Origin of the sequence: Caulobacter sp. S45, assembly GCF_903642205.1 — a bacterium.
GTDB lineage: Bacteria > Pseudomonadota > Alphaproteobacteria > Caulobacterales > Caulobacteraceae > CAHJWH01.
Window position 1 is genome coordinate 1 of sequence record NZ_CAHJWH010000063.1, and the last position, 15,779, is coordinate 15,779.

General features: G+C 68.3%; 17 protein-coding genes. 8 read left to right on the forward strand and 9 right to left on the reverse strand.

Annotated elements, in window-relative coordinates; all coding sequences use genetic code 11:
• Positions 1 to 22 precede the first annotated feature (22 nt).
• The 3 genes from HUV06_RS08195 to HUV06_RS08205 form a co-directional block, all read right to left on the reverse strand.
• Complete coding sequence (locus tag HUV06_RS08195; RefSeq protein ID WP_174300783.1) at positions 23 to 211, reverse strand: hypothetical protein; 189 nt, start codon at positions 209 to 211, stop codon at positions 23 to 25.
• Positions 204 to 1,379 (reverse strand): inositol-3-phosphate synthase, encoded by a 1,176-nt coding sequence (locus tag HUV06_RS08200; protein ID WP_174300784.1) that lies wholly within the window; start codon positions 1,377 to 1,379, stop codon positions 204 to 206. The genes HUV06_RS08195 and HUV06_RS08200 overlap by 8 nt, the downstream gene beginning before the upstream one ends.
• 441 nt (positions 1,380 to 1,820) lie before the next feature.
• Positions 1,821 to 3,809, reverse strand: a complete 1,989-nt coding sequence (locus tag HUV06_RS08205; protein WP_174300785.1) for an HAD family hydrolase — start codon at positions 3,807 to 3,809, stop codon at positions 1,821 to 1,823.
• A 462-nt stretch (positions 3,810 to 4,271) separates the two neighbouring features.
• Between HUV06_RS08205 and HUV06_RS08210 the strand changes: the two genes are divergently transcribed.
• The 3 genes from HUV06_RS08210 to HUV06_RS16465 are packed head-to-tail and all read left to right on the forward strand — an operon-like array spanning position 4,272 to position 6,721.
• A complete protein-coding gene (locus tag HUV06_RS08210) occupies positions 4,272 to 4,640 on the forward strand; it encodes a ferrous iron transport protein A (RefSeq protein WP_371811029.1) in 369 nt (122 codons plus the stop codon).
• Between the two features lie 9 nt (positions 4,641 to 4,649).
• The gene (locus HUV06_RS08215) at positions 4,650 to 6,596 is read left to right on the forward strand and encodes a ferrous iron transporter B (RefSeq protein WP_174300786.1); all 1,947 of its coding nucleotides are present in this window, start codon (positions 4,650 to 4,652) and stop codon (positions 6,594 to 6,596) included.
• Positions 6,593 to 6,721: a hypothetical protein gene (locus HUV06_RS16465; protein WP_256430044.1), complete on the forward strand. Its 129-nt coding sequence runs from the start codon at positions 6,593 to 6,595 to the stop codon at positions 6,719 to 6,721. Before HUV06_RS08215 ends, HUV06_RS16465 begins: the two co-directional genes overlap by 4 nt.
• 18 nt (positions 6,722 to 6,739) lie before the next feature.
• Here HUV06_RS16465 and pseB read toward each other — a convergent pair whose 3' ends face one another.
• Positions 6,740 to 7,816, reverse strand: coding sequence for a UDP-N-acetylglucosamine 4,6-dehydratase (inverting) (gene pseB, locus HUV06_RS08220; protein WP_174300787.1), 1,077 nt, complete (start codon positions 7,814 to 7,816; stop codon positions 6,740 to 6,742).
• 97 nt (positions 7,817 to 7,913) lie between these two features.
• On the opposite strand from pseB, the gene HUV06_RS08225 reads away from it, so the two are divergent.
• From HUV06_RS08225 to HUV06_RS08235, 3 genes are all read left to right on the forward strand, one after another.
• Complete coding sequence (locus tag HUV06_RS08225; protein WP_174300788.1) at positions 7,914 to 9,125, forward strand: aminotransferase class I/II-fold pyridoxal phosphate-dependent enzyme; 1,212 nt, start codon at positions 7,914 to 7,916, stop codon at positions 9,123 to 9,125.
• Positions 9,126 to 9,227: 102 nt separating this feature from the next.
• Positions 9,228 to 10,016, forward strand: a complete 789-nt coding sequence (locus HUV06_RS08230) for a SapC family protein (protein ID WP_174300789.1) — start codon at positions 9,228 to 9,230, stop codon at positions 10,014 to 10,016.
• Positions 10,017 to 10,138: 122 nt separating this feature from the next.
• Entirely contained in the window at positions 10,139 to 10,771 is a 633-nt protein-coding gene (locus tag HUV06_RS08235; protein ID WP_174300790.1) for a peroxiredoxin, read from the forward strand.
• A gap of 25 nt (positions 10,772 to 10,796) precedes the next feature.
• Here HUV06_RS08235 and hisN read toward each other — a convergent pair whose 3' ends face one another.
• Together hisN and HUV06_RS08245 are read right to left on the reverse strand one after the other, a co-directional pair.
• Positions 10,797 to 11,579 (reverse strand): histidinol-phosphatase, encoded by a 783-nt coding sequence (hisN, locus tag HUV06_RS08240; RefSeq protein ID WP_174300798.1) that lies wholly within the window; start codon positions 11,577 to 11,579, stop codon positions 10,797 to 10,799.
• Positions 11,580 to 11,635: 56 nt separating this feature from the next.
• Positions 11,636 to 11,878, reverse strand: coding sequence for a DUF3297 family protein (locus HUV06_RS08245; protein ID WP_174300791.1), 243 nt, complete (start codon positions 11,876 to 11,878; stop codon positions 11,636 to 11,638).
• A 186-nt stretch (positions 11,879 to 12,064) separates the two neighbouring features.
• Between HUV06_RS08245 and HUV06_RS08250 the strand changes: the two genes are divergently transcribed.
• Both HUV06_RS08250 and HUV06_RS08255 read left to right on the forward strand, forming a co-directional pair.
• A complete protein-coding gene (locus tag HUV06_RS08250; RefSeq protein ID WP_174300792.1) occupies positions 12,065 to 13,009 on the forward strand; it encodes a peptidoglycan-binding protein in 945 nt (314 codons plus the stop codon).
• A gap of 75 nt (positions 13,010 to 13,084) precedes the next feature.
• Positions 13,085 to 13,732 carry a glutathione S-transferase family protein gene (locus tag HUV06_RS08255; RefSeq protein WP_371811030.1) on the forward strand — a complete coding sequence of 216 codons (648 nt, stop codon included), beginning with the start codon at positions 13,085 to 13,087 and terminating at the stop codon, positions 13,730 to 13,732.
• A gap of 37 nt (positions 13,733 to 13,769) precedes the next feature.
• Here HUV06_RS08255 and radC read toward each other — a convergent pair whose 3' ends face one another.
• From radC to HUV06_RS08270, 3 genes are all read right to left on the reverse strand, one after another.
• A complete protein-coding gene (radC, locus tag HUV06_RS08260; RefSeq protein ID WP_174300794.1) occupies positions 13,770 to 14,474 on the reverse strand; it encodes a DNA repair protein RadC in 705 nt (234 codons plus the stop codon).
• 67 nt (positions 14,475 to 14,541) lie between these two features.
• Positions 14,542 to 15,366 (reverse strand): type I methionyl aminopeptidase, encoded by an 825-nt coding sequence (map, locus tag HUV06_RS08265; RefSeq protein ID WP_174300795.1) that lies wholly within the window; start codon positions 15,364 to 15,366, stop codon positions 14,542 to 14,544.
• 230 nt (positions 15,367 to 15,596) lie between these two features.
• Positions 15,597 to 15,779 (reverse strand): heme exporter protein CcmB (locus HUV06_RS08270; RefSeq protein WP_174300796.1); only part of this gene is annotated, 183 nt, incomplete at its 5' end.

The following is a 15,779-nucleotide window of genomic DNA, read 5'->3' on the forward strand; positions in this document are numbered from 1 at the left end:
CGCCAGTGGCCGCGGACCTGTCTCAGCCAACGCCCGAAAAGCTAGCCGCCCTGAACAGCGCCGCCCAGGCCCGGGCGAACAGCCGCTCGGCGATGGAGCTCGGGGCGTCGGCCGAACGGATCCGCTTCAGATCTCCAAGCTCGCGGAACAGCGCCAGGACTGCAGGCGTGATCCCCGTCGCCCCGACGGGATGCATGGCCCCGTCAGCCATCGAGCCAGGCGTCGAAGCGGCGCTGCTGCTCGATCAGCCCATGCTCGGGCTCGTGACCGCCGAGCGTCTGGGGCGCCTTGAAGAAGAGGCCGAGCTGCTCCTGCACGCCGCCCTGCCCACGCGCGCGGGCCAGCCCCAGCGAGCGGGCGATCTCGATCACCAGCGGCGCGGCCAGCACGCTGTCCTTGCACAGGAAGTTGACCTTGATCTGCATCTTGCGGCCGAGGAAGCCGGAGATGTCGATATTGTCCCACGCCTCCTTGTCGTCGCCGCGCGGCCGGTAATAGTGGATGTGGACGATGTGGTCCTCCACCGGATAGCCCAGCATCCCGTCCAGGGCCGACTTCTTGGTCCCGATCTTGGAGGCCAGCGACTTGGCGTCGTCCAGCGCCAGGCCGTCGCGGTTGCCCAGGATGTTGGTGGAGAACCAGCCGTCCACATGCAGCGCGCGCGCCCTCAGTCCCGGGGCGATCACGGTCTTCAGGAAGGTCTGGCCGGTCTTGCCGTCCTTGCCGCAGATGGGGACCTCGCGCTGCGCCGCCAGCTCCGCCATGGCCGGCAGGTCGCCGGCCACGCTGGGCGTGAAGTTGCCGTAGGGCGTATCCGCGCCGATCGCCGAATAGGCATAGAGCATGGCGGGGCTGATCGCCGGGTCGTCGGCGTCGAGCCCGCGCTCGAAAGCGTCCAGCGACTGCAGCGCCGGCGCGTCGAGGTCCGGCTTGCGCTCCACTGAGGCGAGGTTGATCACCACCACCTGGTCAAGCGCCTTGTCCGATTTGAAGCGGTCGATGTCCTCGCGGATGCGCGTCACGGCCGCCCGATGACCGTCAGCGACGATCTTGTTGGCGCCGTCGATATTGGCGCAGAAGTCGCGGCTGCCCACCGCCGGCCAGGGGGTCATCCCCCTCAGGCCCGAGGCGCCGTTGGCCAGTTCCGCCGCCGTGACCACGCCGTGCCCCAGCGCCGCGGTGGCGAGGTCATCGCCGGAGAGGTCCCAGCCGCCAAAGACGAGATCGCCGTAGGGGGTCAGACCTTGAGCGGTGCGGTCCGCCAGCGGCAGCCCGTCCAGGGCGTTCGAACCGGCTCGGATCATCTCGACGCCCGCCAGCGCCGTGGTCGCCACCGCGCCGCCAAGGCCGATCACCGCGACACCCAGTCTACCCGTCATTCATTCCGCCTCAAGTTTCCGCGCCTGCAAAAACGAGCGCCTCTTTTAATAGCGGTAATCAGCACGTCCAGGACATTAAGATGAAAGATGCCCTGTTACCAACCTTAGAATTAACATAGATTGTTCTATCCGTTTACGAACAACATATGTTATTAAGGTACTGTCGGGTCCACGGCAACTTGTCTCCGGTTCGGCGCAGCTCACCCAAACCCACGCCGGCTTTATCGCGCGACTTGGCGGCGCTCAGTCAGGGTGGCTGAGCATCCTGCCTCGTAGGTCGTGGACGGACGAGGCGGCGTTCCGGCTCGAGGGGTTGTGCACAGTGCCGTCGCGCTGGGCTGCGCAGAGCTGTCGCTTGGGGCGTTCACAGATGAAGCGATCGATGGGTCAGTCCCGCGCTGGCCGGCTCGCCGCGGCGCCGCAGGTGGGGCCGGAGCCTGCTCAAGCCTCGCCCGCGCCAGTTCTCGAGCCGAGGGGCTGGAGTTCGGCCCGTCTGCCGCGCGGCGGACGCATCCCTTTGGACCCGAAGAGGCGCATCCAGGGCGGACGGGCGCTTTGCGCCACTACCGATGTCTCGGCACGCGGGTCCTCCCCGATCGGGGAGGAGGCGGGAGCGCTTGCGGCCGCGCCTTCCGGCGCCACCTCGGCCTCGGACAGTGGCCGCGTCCAGACCTCGCCGTCGGCGTCAAAGCCGGCCTTGGCGTAGAAATCCTGCGACAGGCCGTTCTTCTCGGTCGCCTCCGTGACACCTGTCACCGATCGTGCGCCCGCCGTCGCCAGGTCGCGATAGATCGTTTCCAGCGCGCGGAACTCCACGTCGAGGCCGATGACCCGGCAACTCATGACGAACTGCAGGATAACCCCACCCTCGACCAGGGCGACGCAGGTGAGCCCGTAGGGCGTGAACCGATCGGCGACCTCGAAGGCGTAGGCTACGCCGCCTCGCGCGAACAGGGCGGTCCATTCGGCCTCCGTCCACCGTTTACCGGTCGTGTTGAACTGGTTGGTCTTGTTCAGCAGCTCGAACGCCCGCGCCGACCTCAGGTCCGCGCCGCTCGAGATGCGGAAAGCCTCGACGTTCAGGTCCAGGGCGGCGAGGAAGTCCGTCCTGGACATGCGCGCACGCTCCTGGCCCCGTTCCGCCTGGGCGCGGATCATTTCGGTGCGCCGTGCGGACTCCGAACTGATCGAAGCGACCTGCAGCTCCGGCGCCCACAGCAACACCCGCTTCAGGTAATAGATGTCGGCTCCGAGCACCCGGATATCGGGGAAGGCCTGCGCCACCGCTGCACGCTCCACCGGGTTGTCGTCGATGAACACGACGCTCTCCGGGAGGACGTTCACCTCGGCGATCACCTCCGCTATGTTCTGCGCCTTGGAGCGCCAGTTTATCCTGTGCACGGCGAAGGACTCGAAGGGCAGCAGCCCCCATGTCAGCTTGGCCCAGTTCTCGCGGATCAGCGCCTCGTCATTCTTGCTGACGATGGCCAGGACCACGCCCCGCCGCTTCAGGAAGTTCAAAGCTTCGGTGAAGCCCAGAGGCCAGCCCTCCTGGGTGTCGACCCCGCCTTCTGCAAACACACCTCTCCAGAGCGTGTCGTCCAGGTCGATGATGACCAGCTTGACCGCGTCTATCCCACGAGCCGTGCGGTACATCGCTTCAGCCTCATGGATGATCGCATGCATGGCCTCCAGGGTCTGCAGCGTGTAAAAGTCATAAATTCGCTCGGCCGGAGTAATGCGGCTTCCGTCGTGGTGGCTGTCGAAGTCCGTCAGGAACGAGCCGTGGCTTAACGCCCACACACTGTCATCCTGGATGTACATACGGCCCCGTCCCGCACAGATCTGGTCGAGATCAAGCAGGTGGACATTGCGCAGCCCCGATAAGGCGTCCACCAGGGTCTTGTTGAGCTGTTCGACGAAGTAGACGGGGTTGCTCAGCTCGTACCGGGGCATGAATCTGCCAAGCATATTCTGCTGTGGTGTCATGAAGTTGCAGACAAAAGTGAGGAGACCGGACTGGCGGCTGTAAGTCAGCGCCGAGTCCAGCATGTGCAGCATGCGATCGCAGCAGGTTTCGAAGTAGGCCTGGGCGGTGGCGGGGTCCTCCATGGCCGTGCTCAGCCAATGGTGCTCATGCGAGATGCTGCGCATGGGGAGCTGAACAAGCTGGAAGCTGTAGCTGGCGAGTTCCTCCGCCGTCTTCTCGGCGAACTCGGCGACGTTGTTGAAAATGAGGTGTTCCGCCTCCCAGCCGAAATCCCGACGCATGACGAAGGTCAGGAGGTCGGCCGTACAAGCCCCTACCATCAAAGGCCTGATCGGAGGCGGGTCGGTCTTGCGAAGATCGACGGGCGCCCGGAAGCGGAAATCCCGGTGGGCGGTCCGGTCGGCCCGGCGTCCGTCCGCCAGCGAGTGGTCAGTCTGCAAACGATGTCTCCGTGCAGCTTGTCAGAGCCTGGCGGCGGAAGCCGCCGTCGCTTCGAGTCTCACGAGCCGGCCGGACCTCGTCAGGGCGTCGGCTTCGGCGAGGCTCGGCCTATCGGCGGTGGTCCGCGGTTTCAAGTGCCGAGGCGCTCTTTCAGGCATGAGCTCCGGCGCCTTCATCGTTCCGGGGCTCATGATGCTGGCGATGCTGACGGAGAGGCTCTCGAACGCCTCGTTCGGCGTCCATATGCCTGAACGGGCGTGGACTATCCAGGAGCGGCTGTCGGGGCGCTGGGTACCCAACGGCTGGTCGCTGGGTTGCAGCCATCGTCCGCAAGGCCAGCATTACCGCCGCACCAGGATCGGGAGCGGACGAAGCCGGGCAGCCTGTGTCCCGCTAGCCCTTGCACCGCGCCCCGTTCCGGCAGATATTGATAGTCATTCGCGTGTGGAGCTTCGACGACCTTGCTCAAGCGGCTTCAGGACTCTCCGGTACGCTCCGCGATCCCGTCGGCCGACGTCATGGCGCGCGGGGTCGTGCCGCTCGGGCGCGGCGCCCGGGGCCTGCGCGGGGTGGTCGCATCGGTCGGGACCGGAGCCCTGGCCCACGCAGCAGGGGGGCTTGAGCCCGCCGAGCTTGAGCGCCGCCTGCTGGAGATCGGCTTTGTGGAAGGCGCACGTATCGAGATCCTGCATGAGGGCGCGCTCGGTGGCGATCCCATCGCCGTCCGGATCGACGACGCCCGCGTGGCGCTGCGTCGGCGCGAGGCTGATGCGGTGCTGATCCAGGTCGAGGCGGGTCGCCTGCGTCCGCGCCGCGGCTTGGCCGCCTGAGCCCGCTGGATGAGCGCCGAGGCGGTCCTTGAGCCGCCGCCGCCGAGCCTCGCCGACCGGCTGAACACCGAGGCCGCGCCCGCCCAGGCGCTGCCCGTCGCTGTGGCTCGGCTGGCCCTGATCGGCGCGCCAAATTGCGGCAAGACGGCCCTGTTCAACGCCCTGACCGGCAGCCGCCAGAAGGTCGCCAACTATGCGGGCGTCACGGTGGAGCGCAAGGAGGGTGCGGTCACGGCCGTCGACGGCTGGCGCGCCCGGGTGCTCGACCTGCCCGGCACCTATTCGCTGCGCGCCCGCAGCCCCGACGAGGTGGTCACCCGCGACGCGGTGCTGGGCCGCCTCGCGGGCGAGACTCCGCCGGACGTGCTGGTCTGCATCGCCGACGCGACGAACCTGAAGGGCGCGCTGCGCCTGGTGCTGGAGCTGAAGCAGGTCGGCCGGCCCATGGTGCTGGCGATGAACATGTTCGACATCGCTGAGCGCCAGGGCTGGCGCATTGACCTCGAGGGTCTCTCGCGCGAGTTGGACATCCCGGTGGTGACCACCGTGGCCACCCGCAGGCGCGGCGTGGACGCCCTGCTCGCCGCCGCCCAGCGCCTGGCCCGCGGCCCCGCCGCGCTCTCCTCCGAAGTCGCCTGGCGCGAGCCGGGGCCGGTCGAGCTGCGAACTGCTCACCGCGAGGCCGAGCGCATCGCCAGGGCCTGCGTCGCCCCGCCCGCACGCCCGGACACCCTGACCGGCAAGCTGGACGGCGTGCTGCTGCACCCGGTGTTCGGCTCCGCAATCCTGCTGGGCCTGCTCTTCCTGATGTTCCAGGCGGTGTTCACCTGGGCGCAGCCGCTGATGGACCTGATCAAGGCCGGCTTCGACCAACTGGGCGTCCTGGTCGGCCAGACCTTCCCGCCGGGCCTGCTGCGCAGCCTGATCTCCGAGGGGGTGATCTCCGGGGTGGGCAGCGTGCTGGTCTTCCTGCCCCAGATCCTGATCCTGTTCTTCTTCATCATCGTGCTGGAGGACCTGGGCTACATGGCCCGCGCCGCCTTCCTGATGGACCGGGTGATGGGCGGGGCCGGCCTGCACGGGCGCGCCTTCATCCCGCTGCTGTCCAGCTTCGCCTGCGCCATCCCCGGCGTGATGGGCGCGCGGGTCATCGACAACAGGCGCGACCGGCTGACCACCATCCTGGTGGCCCCGCTGATGACCTGCTCGGCGCGCATCCCGGTCTACACCCTGATCATCTCCGCCTTCATCCCCAACCGCACGGTCTGGGGCTTCGCCAGCCTGCAGGGGCTGGTGATGTTCGGCCTCTACGCGGCGGGCATCGTCAGCGCGCTCAGCGTCGGCTTCGTGATCCGCAAGCTGTTCTGGCGCGGCGCCGCGGAGCCCTTCCTGATGGAGCTGCCGGCCTACAAGCTGCCGGACCCCAAGAACGTGCTGATGGGCGTCTGGACCCGGGCCAAGATCTTCCTGACCCGGGCCGGCACGGTGATCCTGGCCATGATGGTGCTGATCTGGTTCCTCAGCTCCACCCCCTCCGCCCCGCCGGGCGCGGTCGGCCCCGCCATCAACTACAGCTTCGCCGGCATGCTCGGCCACGCCATGGAGCCGCTGCTGGCCCCCATCGGCTTCACCTGGCAGATGGCCGTGGCGCTGGTGCCCGCCATGGCGGCGCGGGAGGTTGCGGTGGCGGCGCTCGGCACCGTCTACGCCGTGCAGGGCGGCGAGAACGCGTTAGGCCCGCTGTCGGGCGTGCTGCACGCCCACTGGTCGATGGCTTCGGCGCTGGCCATGCTCGCCTGGTTCATCTTCGCGCCCCAGTGCGCCTCCACCCTGGGCGTCGTCAAGCGCGAGACCAACTCTTGGAAGTGGCCGGCCATCATGTTCGCCTACATGACGGCGCTGGCCTACGTGGCGGCCTTCGCCACCTACCACATCGCCAGGCTGGCGGGGGCGTGAGCGGCGTGCAGGCGGTGATCGCCTACGCCGTCGTGGCGATGGCGGCGGCCTGGATCGTGTGGTCGATGTTCGTGCCGGGCAAGCTCAAGGCGCGCCTGCGCGGGCGGGTGAGGCTGAAGCGGTAGCAGGCCTGCGACGCCCGCTCAGCCCCCATAGGCCTGGTTCAGCAGGACCTGGAGCCCTCGGGCGTCCAGGCGTTCGGGGTTGCGGTCCGAGACGTAGGAGAAGCCTTCGGGCATCGGCAGGGCGCCCTCGGCCAGGTAGGCCTCCCGCCGCGCCGCGTCGTGGCTCGGCAGGATGACGTAGCGGTCCGACAGTTCCACGGTGGAGCGGGCGTCGTCCTCGGGCACCATGATCTCGTGCAGCTTCTCGCCCGGGCGGATGCCCACCAGCTTGTGCGGCAGGCCGGGGGCGATGGCGCTCGCCAGCTCGGTCGTGCGCATGGACGGGATCTTGGGCACGAAGATCTCTCCCCCCGTCATCGCCTCCAGGCTCGACAGCACGAAGTTCACGCCTTGATCCAAAGTGATCCAGAACCGCGTCATGCGCGGGTCGGTAATCGGCAATTCCTGGGCGCCTTCCGCCACCAGCTTGCGGAAGAACGGGGCCACCGACCCGCGAGATCCCATCACATTCCCGTATCGCACCACGGAAAAACGCGTGTCGGCGTCACCCGCCATGGCCCCGGCGGCCACGAAGATCTTGTCCGAAGCGAGCTTGGAGGCGCCGTAGAGATTGATCGGGTTGGCCGCCTTGTCGGTGGAGAGCGCCACCACCCGCTTCACCCCGGCGGCGATGGCGGCGTTGACCACGTTCTCCGCGCCCATCACGTTGGTCTTGATGCACTCGAACGGGTTGTACTCGGCGATCGGCACATGCTTCAGCGCCGCGGCGTGGATCACGTAGTCGACGCCCCGCATGGCTGTCTGCAACCGCCCGACATCGCGCACATCGCCGATGAAGTAGCGCAGGAATGGCCAGCGCTCCGTGGGATGAGCCTGGGCCATCTCGTACTGCTTCAGCTCGTCCCGGCTGAAGACAATCAGCTTCTTCGGGGTGAACTGCTCGCAAACCGCCTTGACGAAGGCGCGCCCGAACGAGCCCGTGCCGCCGGTGACCAGGATGACCTTGCCATTCAGGTCCGGACGGGGATGCAGGAAGTCGCGGACAGGCGCTTGGAAGGGGCGGGCGCTCTGGGCGGCGACAGCTGGGGATGGCATCTGGAACTCGCGCAGGAGGCGTCGGGCGACCCTCTCCCGGTCAGCTTAACGGATCGTGGTTAACGGCTTCGCAAAGGGTCTGGCGCAAGCCTCCGCCATGGCCGCGCCTGCCCTGAGACCCACGCCGCCGCCGTTCCTCGGCTATGGGCGCCAACTCATTGAGGAGGACGACATCGCCGCGGTCGTCGCGGCGCTCCACAGCCCTCACCTGGCTCACGGGCCGCGCGTGGACGCGTTCGAGCTGGCCCTGGCCCAGGCGTGCGGGTCGCGCGAGGCGGTGGCCTGTTCCTCCGGTACCGGCGCCCTGCAGCTGGCCCTGGCCTCGCTGGACGTGGGACCGGGGCATGTCTGCGTCGTACCCGCGGTGACCTTCCTGTCCACGGCCACGGCCGCCCGGCTGCTCGGCGCCGAGGTACGCTTCACCGATGTCGACCCGGACACCGGCCTCATGACCGCGGAGACGCTCGCCGCCGCCCTGGACCGGAGCGGGCCGGTCAAGGCCATCCTGCCTGTGCACCTCGCAGGTCGGCTCTGCGACATGACCCCAATCTCCGCCCTGGCCCGCGAGGTCGGCGCGACAGTGGTGGAGGATGCGTGCCACGCGCTTGGCGGCCTCGATGAGGCCGGCCAGCCGGTGGGCGCCTGCAGGCAGTCCGACGCCGCCTGCTTCTCCTTCCATCCCGTCAAGACAATCGCGGCGGGGGAGGGCGGCGCTGTCACCCTGAACGATGCTGGTAGGGCGGCGCGGGCGCGGCGGCTGCGCAACCATGGCGTCACGCGTGACGCCGCGCTGATGGGCGAGCCGGGCTCGTTCGGCCCGGAAGGGCGGCCGAACCCCTGGGCCTACGAACAGCTTGAACTCGGCTTCAACCTGCGGCTGGACGAAATGTCGGCGGCCCTGGGAATGAGCCAGCTGGCCAAGCTCCGTCGCCTCGTCGAACTTCGCGCCTCCCTGGCAGCGGCCTACGACGCCGCGCTCGCGCCTCTCGGCCCGCGCGTCCGCGCGGTTCCCAGGCCGCTCGGCGCCCGCTGGGGCCTGCACCTTTACACGGTGCTCCTGGACGAGCCGGACCTTGCGGCGAGGCGGGGCTCCATCATCGCCGCCCTGGCGAGCGACGGGATCGGTGCGCAGGTGCACTATGTGCCGCTGTACCGCCAGCCCTACTTCCGCGAGCGCTACGGACCCATGCGCCTGGCTGGTGCTGAGGCCTATTACGGCCGCGTGCTCGCCCTGCCGCTGCATCCCTCCATGCACGGCAGTGATGTGGACCGCGTTGCAGAGGCTTTGGCGGCTGCCATCGAAGGCTGAGGCGCACAGGCAGCGTGCGACCAACCGCCCGGAGCCGGCAGTTTGTCCAAGTTCGCCCGCTCTCCTACAAGCGGGCTTCGTGGCCACGGGCCGGAGCCTCTCATGACCATCCAACAAGTCCCCACCCCTCCCGGCGAGATCACTGGCCAGGTCCTGTTCTACAGCAGGCCAGAGCCGCTCTCCCCCGAAGCGCACGGCAAGCTGGGCTTCAAGTCTGTTGACGCGCCCTTCGCCTTTGCGGCCTCCGCCCATATCCTGCCGCTGCAGGTGAGCGAGTTCGGGCCGGCCGCTCTCAACTATCCCATCATTTTCGCAGGCGAGTTCAAGACGCCGATGGCGATCCTGGGCATCCGCCCGGGCGAGAACCTCTTCGTGAGCGCCCAGGGCCAGTACGAGGAGAGCGCCTACATCCCGAGCTTCATCCGGCGCTATCCCTTTGTGCTGGCCGGGGGCGAGGGATCGGAGCAGCTGATCGTCTGCATCGACCGGGAGGCGCCGATGCTTGTGGAAGGTGGCGATGTGCCGCTCTTCGTCGACGGCAAGCTTTCCACCTTCTCCCAGAACGCAGTGGATTTCTGCAGCAACTTCGAGACCGAGCGCCGACGAACCGACGAGTTCGTGGCCAGGCTGAAGGGGCTTGACCTGTTCGAGGCCAAGGCCGCCACCTTCACCCCGCGCTCAGCGGACGGGATCCAGGGTCAGCCGGTCCAGATCGCCGACTATTTCGCGATCTCCGAGGAGAGGCTGAACGCCCTGCCGGACAAAGACCTGCGCGACCTGCACGTCACCGGAGCGCTGCGCCAGATCAGCGCCCACGCGATCTCGATGTTCAACTGGGAACGCCTGATCAACCGGGCCGCCGCCCGCGTTGCGGTGGCGGGCCACGCCTAAGGAGCCGAAGGCGGCAGCCCATCTGGCGCCCACCTCAGCAAAGCTCGAAGCCGCCCGCGTTCCGTCGCCCTGGCGCGCCGCCTATATGCTGGGCTGACCTGAACGGATGCGAGGACAAGGCGATGGCGCTACAGCTCGGCGACACAGTTCCCGATTTCACCCAAGAGTCCACCGACGGCCCGGTTCACCTGTACGACTGGGCGGCGGGGTCGTGGGTGGTGCTGTTCTCGCATCCGAAGAACTTCACGCCTGTCTGCACCACCGAGCTGGGCGCCGTCGCCAAGCTGAAGCCGGAGTTCGACCGGCGGGGCGTGAAGGTGCTCGGCCTTTCGGTGGACGCACCGGGCAATCACGCCGGCTGGGTCGCCGACATCGAGGAGACGCAAGGCGTCAGGCTGAACTTCCCGCTGCTCGCCGATCACGACCGCAAGGTGGCGACACTCTACGGGATGATCCATCCCAATGCCTCGGACACCATGACGGTGCGCTCGGTCTTCATCATCGATCCGAAGCTGAAGCTGCGGCTGAGCCTGACCTATCCGGCCTCCACCGGCCGCAACTTCGACGAGTTGATCCGCGTGATCGACTCCCTGCAGCTCACCGATGGTCACAAGGTGGCTACGCCTGTGAACTGGAAGCCGGGCGAAGACGTGATCATCGTCCCGTCGGTCAGCGACGCGCAGGCGCGGGAGATGTTTCCCGCCGGCTGGACCGAGGTGAAACCCTATCTGCGGACGGTGAAGTCGCCGGCCTGAGGGTCGCTCCGCTCGGGAACGGAGCTCAGACCGCCGCGTAGGCCAGCAGGGCGAGCGTCTCGTCCAGGCAGGCGCGGTCGCCGGCGGCGACGATCTGGCCTCCGTCACGCCCGATCGGGCGTCCCCGCCAGTCCGTCACGAAGCCTCCGGCGCCCTGGATCAGCGGGATGGCGGCTTCGACATCCCAGGCCTTCAGCGCCGTAGGCTCCACCACGACATCCAGGACGCCCAGTGCGGTCAGGGCGAAGAAGTACGCGTCGCCGCCAAGCCGGGTCAGCCGCGCCGCATCCCTCACTCTCGAGAAGGCGGTCTGCTCGAGCGGCGTGAAATAAGCCAACGGATCGGTCACACCCACGATGGCCGAGCCGAGTCCAGGGCAGGCCCGCACCGCGAGCTGACGCGTTCCGTCGGGGCGGATCAGGCGTGAACCGAGAGCTGTCCCGAGAAAGATCTCGTCCAGGTACGGCTGGGCGATCAGCCCAACCACCGGCTCGCCGCGCCAGCGCAGGGCGATCAGCGTGGTCCAAAGAGGTATGCCTGCGATGAAGCCCCGCGTGCCGTCGATCGGGTCGAGCACCCAGACGAACTCCGCGTCCACCCGGTCCTCGCCGTACTCCTCACCCAGCACGCCATGGTCGGGGCAGCGTTCGGCGATGACCTGCCGGATCGCCGCTTCAGCGCCCCGGTCGGCGGCGGTGACAGGATCGAAAGCCTGTCCCTTGGCGGCTCCTTTGTCTTCCAGGCCATGATCGGCCCGGAACAGGGGCAGGATGGCCGCGCCCGCCGCGCGGGCGAGCTCCATCGCCATGTCCTCGAAGGCGTTCAGCCGCTCGGCGCTAAGGGTCTGGACCACAGCGTCGCCACTCAGCCGGCGTCGCGGAAATAGGGCTCGACAGGTCCCTGGAGCTTGAGGGTCAAGGGCTCGCCCTTACGGTTGGTGGTGGAACCCACCGCGACCTTCACCCAGCCTTCGCTGACGCAGTATTCCTCGACATTGGTCTTCTCCACGCCCTTGAAGCGGATGCCGACGCCGCGGCCGAGCGCCTCGGCGTCGTGATAGGGGCTGGTCGGATGGACGGCGAGGCGGTCGGGCGGCGTGTCGGTCATCGTCCAGGTTCTTGAGGCGGATCGGTGCGGCCAGGCTGGCCGTGGAGGCGGGTGTTAGCAGCCGCGGGGGCGAAGCGCGAGGGGACGGCCACCGCCCGTTCGCCCAGGAGGTGAGGCGGGGAGCGGTCGCCTCCACGCTCGGGCATACTGCGGCAGCCGATGTTCGGCGTCGCCGTAGGTCGTTCCATGAAGCCCTTGCTGATCGCCCTCGCCCGGGCCGCCGTCGTGCTTGGGGTGAGCGCCTCGCCGGCCTTCGCTCCGATGGCCGTGGCCCAGGGCGGCTGCGTTGGAAAGGTGCTGTTGCCGCCCAGCGAAAGCGAACGCAGCGAGCGCGTGCTGACCTCTCCGGGGCATGTGGAGCGCCTCCATCTGCCGCCGCAGGTGGAGCGCTTCGGTCGCCAGGTTATGGTGCGGCCTGCTCGCCAGGAGCGCGTGCGCCTCGCGGCGGTCTACCGCGTCGAGCGCAGCGCCTACAGCGCGCCCGGGCCAATGCGCTGGGTGCGTGAGCCGGACAGCTACGCCGATGTGGCGGAACATGTCCTCGTGGCGCCCGGCCATTATGTTTGGGAACAGCGCTACGGGCCTCTGGTCTCCGGCGCGCCGCAGCCTGGCCAGACCATGGTGACGCCGACGGGCCTCGTCATGTGCAAGGTGTGGTGTCCGGCGAGATACGAGACCGTGATGCACCGAGTGCGGACAGCGCGCGGACGCGTCTACGGGGTTCGCACGAGCATACAGCATGTCGTGGCGCACAGGGTGCTGATGCGGCCCGCCATGATGTCCGTGCGCCGCATTCCGGCGGAGTATCACTGGATCTCCACTGAACGCATGGTCGCGCCAGGACGCTGGATGGAGCGACGCACTGCGCCTGAGTACGCCTGGCGGACTACGCGCGAGGTCCATGATGGGGGGGCGACCTATGCGCCCGTGGTCTGCGGCGGGCCCCTGTCGCGCCCGGCCATGGCGCGCATGCAGGCCTCCCTCGCCGCACAGGGCTACGACGCCGGCCCGCAGGACGGGATCGGCCGGGCGCAGACCTACGAGGCGCTCCGCCGCTTCCAGGTCGACCACCGCCTCGCCGCCGGCCAGGTCACGGTGGAGAGCGCCCGGGCGCTTGGCGTCGTCCAGTAGCCGCGACCGCCTGAGGCGCGTGGCCGCGCACTGGAACGTCGGCCTTGCTGGCGCCTTTCATCGCGGCACAGCGTCATGGAGGCCGCATTGGAATTGGTGATCGGAACGAAGCGGTGGTCGAGCTGGTCGATGCGGCCGTGGCTCGCCCTCAAGCACGCGGGCGTCGCCTTCGATGAGCGGCTGATCCCGCTGCGCGAGCATGGAACGACCGGCACGATCGCCGAGCACTCGCCGAACGGCAAGGTGCCCGCCCTGAAGGATGGGGATCTGGTCGTCTGGGACTCCCTGGCCATCTGCGAATACCTGGCCGAGCGTTACCCCGAAGCCCACCTCTGGCCGCAAGATGCGGTTGCCCGGGCCCTGGCGCGCTCGGCCTGCGCGGAGATGCACTCCGGCTTCGCCTCGCTGCGGGGAGAAGCGGCCATGGAGCTGACCAAGACGCCGCACGAGGTCACACTGTCCGAGGCCACCCACGATGACATCCGCCGCATCGTCGCCCTGTGGGCCGATCTCCGCGGGCGATTTAAGGAGCAGGGCGAGTTCCTGGTCGGGCCCTGGTCGATCGCCGACGCCTTCTTCACCCCGGTGGCCACCCGCTTCCTGACCTACGGCGTCCAGCTGGCCGGCTTCGGCGACCATGGCGTCGCCGCCATGTACGCCGACTCTCTGCTGAAGACGCCGGAGTACCTGGCCTGGCTCAAGGGCGCTCAGGAGGAGGCGTGAGCTGCCTCGTCCCGCAAGCGGACAAAGGCTGATCGGCTCATATCAACCCCTTGGCCTTGAAGCTGACCACGCCGTCACGGCCGACGACGAGATGGTCGTGCACGGAGATGCTCAGCGGTCGGCCTGCAGCGATCACGGCCTGGGTCACCTCGATGTCGGCCTTTGAAGGGGTTGGATCGCCAGAAGGGTGGTTGTGCACCAGGATGACGGAGGAGGCCGACAGCTCTAGCGCCCGGCGCACGATCTCGCGCGGATAAATCGGCGCGTGGTCCACGGTGCCGTGGTTGCACACTTCGTCCATGATCAGCTGGTTCTTGCGATCCAGATACAGGACCCGCACCTGCTCTCGCCCCTCGTGCTGGAGCGCCACCCGCACGTAGGACAGCAGCGCCGACCAGGAGGAAATCACCGTACGCCTGGCGGCGGGCTCCCGGCCGATCCGCTGGGCCAGCTCGTGCACCAGCTTCAGCTCCAACGCCGCCACCTCGCCGACGCCGGGAACCGACATCAGTTCGGGCAAGGACGCGGAGAGCACCGCGCCGAGGCTGCCGAAGCGCGCCAGCAACGCCTTGGCCTTGGGTTTGACGTCGCCCATCTTCGCCGAGCGAAAGAGGTAGAGCTCCAACATTTCGTAGTCGGGCAGCGCGCTTAAACCCCCAACGGCCGCCCGCTCGCGCAGGCGCTCGCGATGGCCGAGGTAGTGGGCGGGAGGTTTCTCGCTGACCTTTGAGTCGTCGGCCACGGCTGAGCTCCCGATGGCGCCAGGGTGAAGCCAACCCACGGAGAATGGAAGCGCGTCTAGGTTGAGTCTAGCCGATCGGCGGCTGGAACAGGCCGGCAGGAGAGGCGGTGAAGATTTCCACGCCCGTCTCGGTCACCCCCACGGAATGTTCGCACTGGGCCGATAGCGACTTGTCGCGGGTTACCGCCGTCCAGCCGTCGCTCAGCACCTTCACCGCCGACTTGCCGAGGTTGACCATGGGCTCGACGGTGAAGAACATGCCGGGCTGGAGCCGGGCGCCCTCGCCGCGACGGCCGTAGTGGAGCACGTTGGGGCTGTCGTGGAACACCCGGCCCACGCCGTGGCCGCAGAAGTCCCGCACCACCGAACAGCGCTGCGCCTCCACATGGGATTGGATGGCGTAGCCGATGTCGCCGAGCGTGGCGCCGGGCCCGGTCGCCGCCAGGCCGCGGGCGAGGGACTCGTAGGTCACCTCCACCAGGCGCTTGGCCCGGGGCGCCACCTCGCCGATGCCGTACATGCGGCTGGTGTCGCCGTGCCAGCCGTCGAGGATCACCGTCACATCGATGTTGGCGATGTCGCCATCTTTCAGCGTCTTCGGCCCTGGAATGCCGTGGCAGACCACGTGATTGGGCGAGATGCAGGTCGTCTTGGCGTAGCCGCGGTAGCCGAGGCAGGCGGGCAGGGCGCCGTGGTCCAGGATGAACTCGCGCGCGAGGTCGTCCAGCCGCTCAGTCAGGACGCCCGGGACCATGTGCGGCGTCAGCATATCCAGGCACTCGGCCGCCAGCCGGCCGGCCGCACGCATGCCGGCGAAGTCCTCAGGCGTGTGGATCTTGATGCCGGCGCTGCGCACCGTGGGCGACAGCTCCGCCGCCGGGGCCAGTGTCATGGGGCTGCTCCTTGGGCCTCAGGCCGGCCCCGTCCAGGGGATAGGGCGGCCGAAGCGCAGCGTTTTAAGTCGATATCGCGAGCATAACGATATCGCGAGCATAACGATGTCGCGAGCATAACATAGAACCTCCACGCCGTTGCGAAAGGCTCGCGCGATTCCCGCGGCATAGGCGGATCGAGGTCGGCGGCGCAGAGGCGGGGCGCGGTGCAGGGGCGGCGGGCGCACAGCTATTCGAGAGCATTGCGGCAGGCCGCGGCCATGGCGAAGGGGGCGAGCGCTGCGGCCGTCAGACTGTAGCCGCACAGCAGTAGCAACCCCGCCCGCCAGTCCAGGCCCGAGACCAGCGCGCTCACCGCGCCGGCCCCGAACACCACCGGCGGACAGAACAGCGGGAGCACGATCACCGCCAC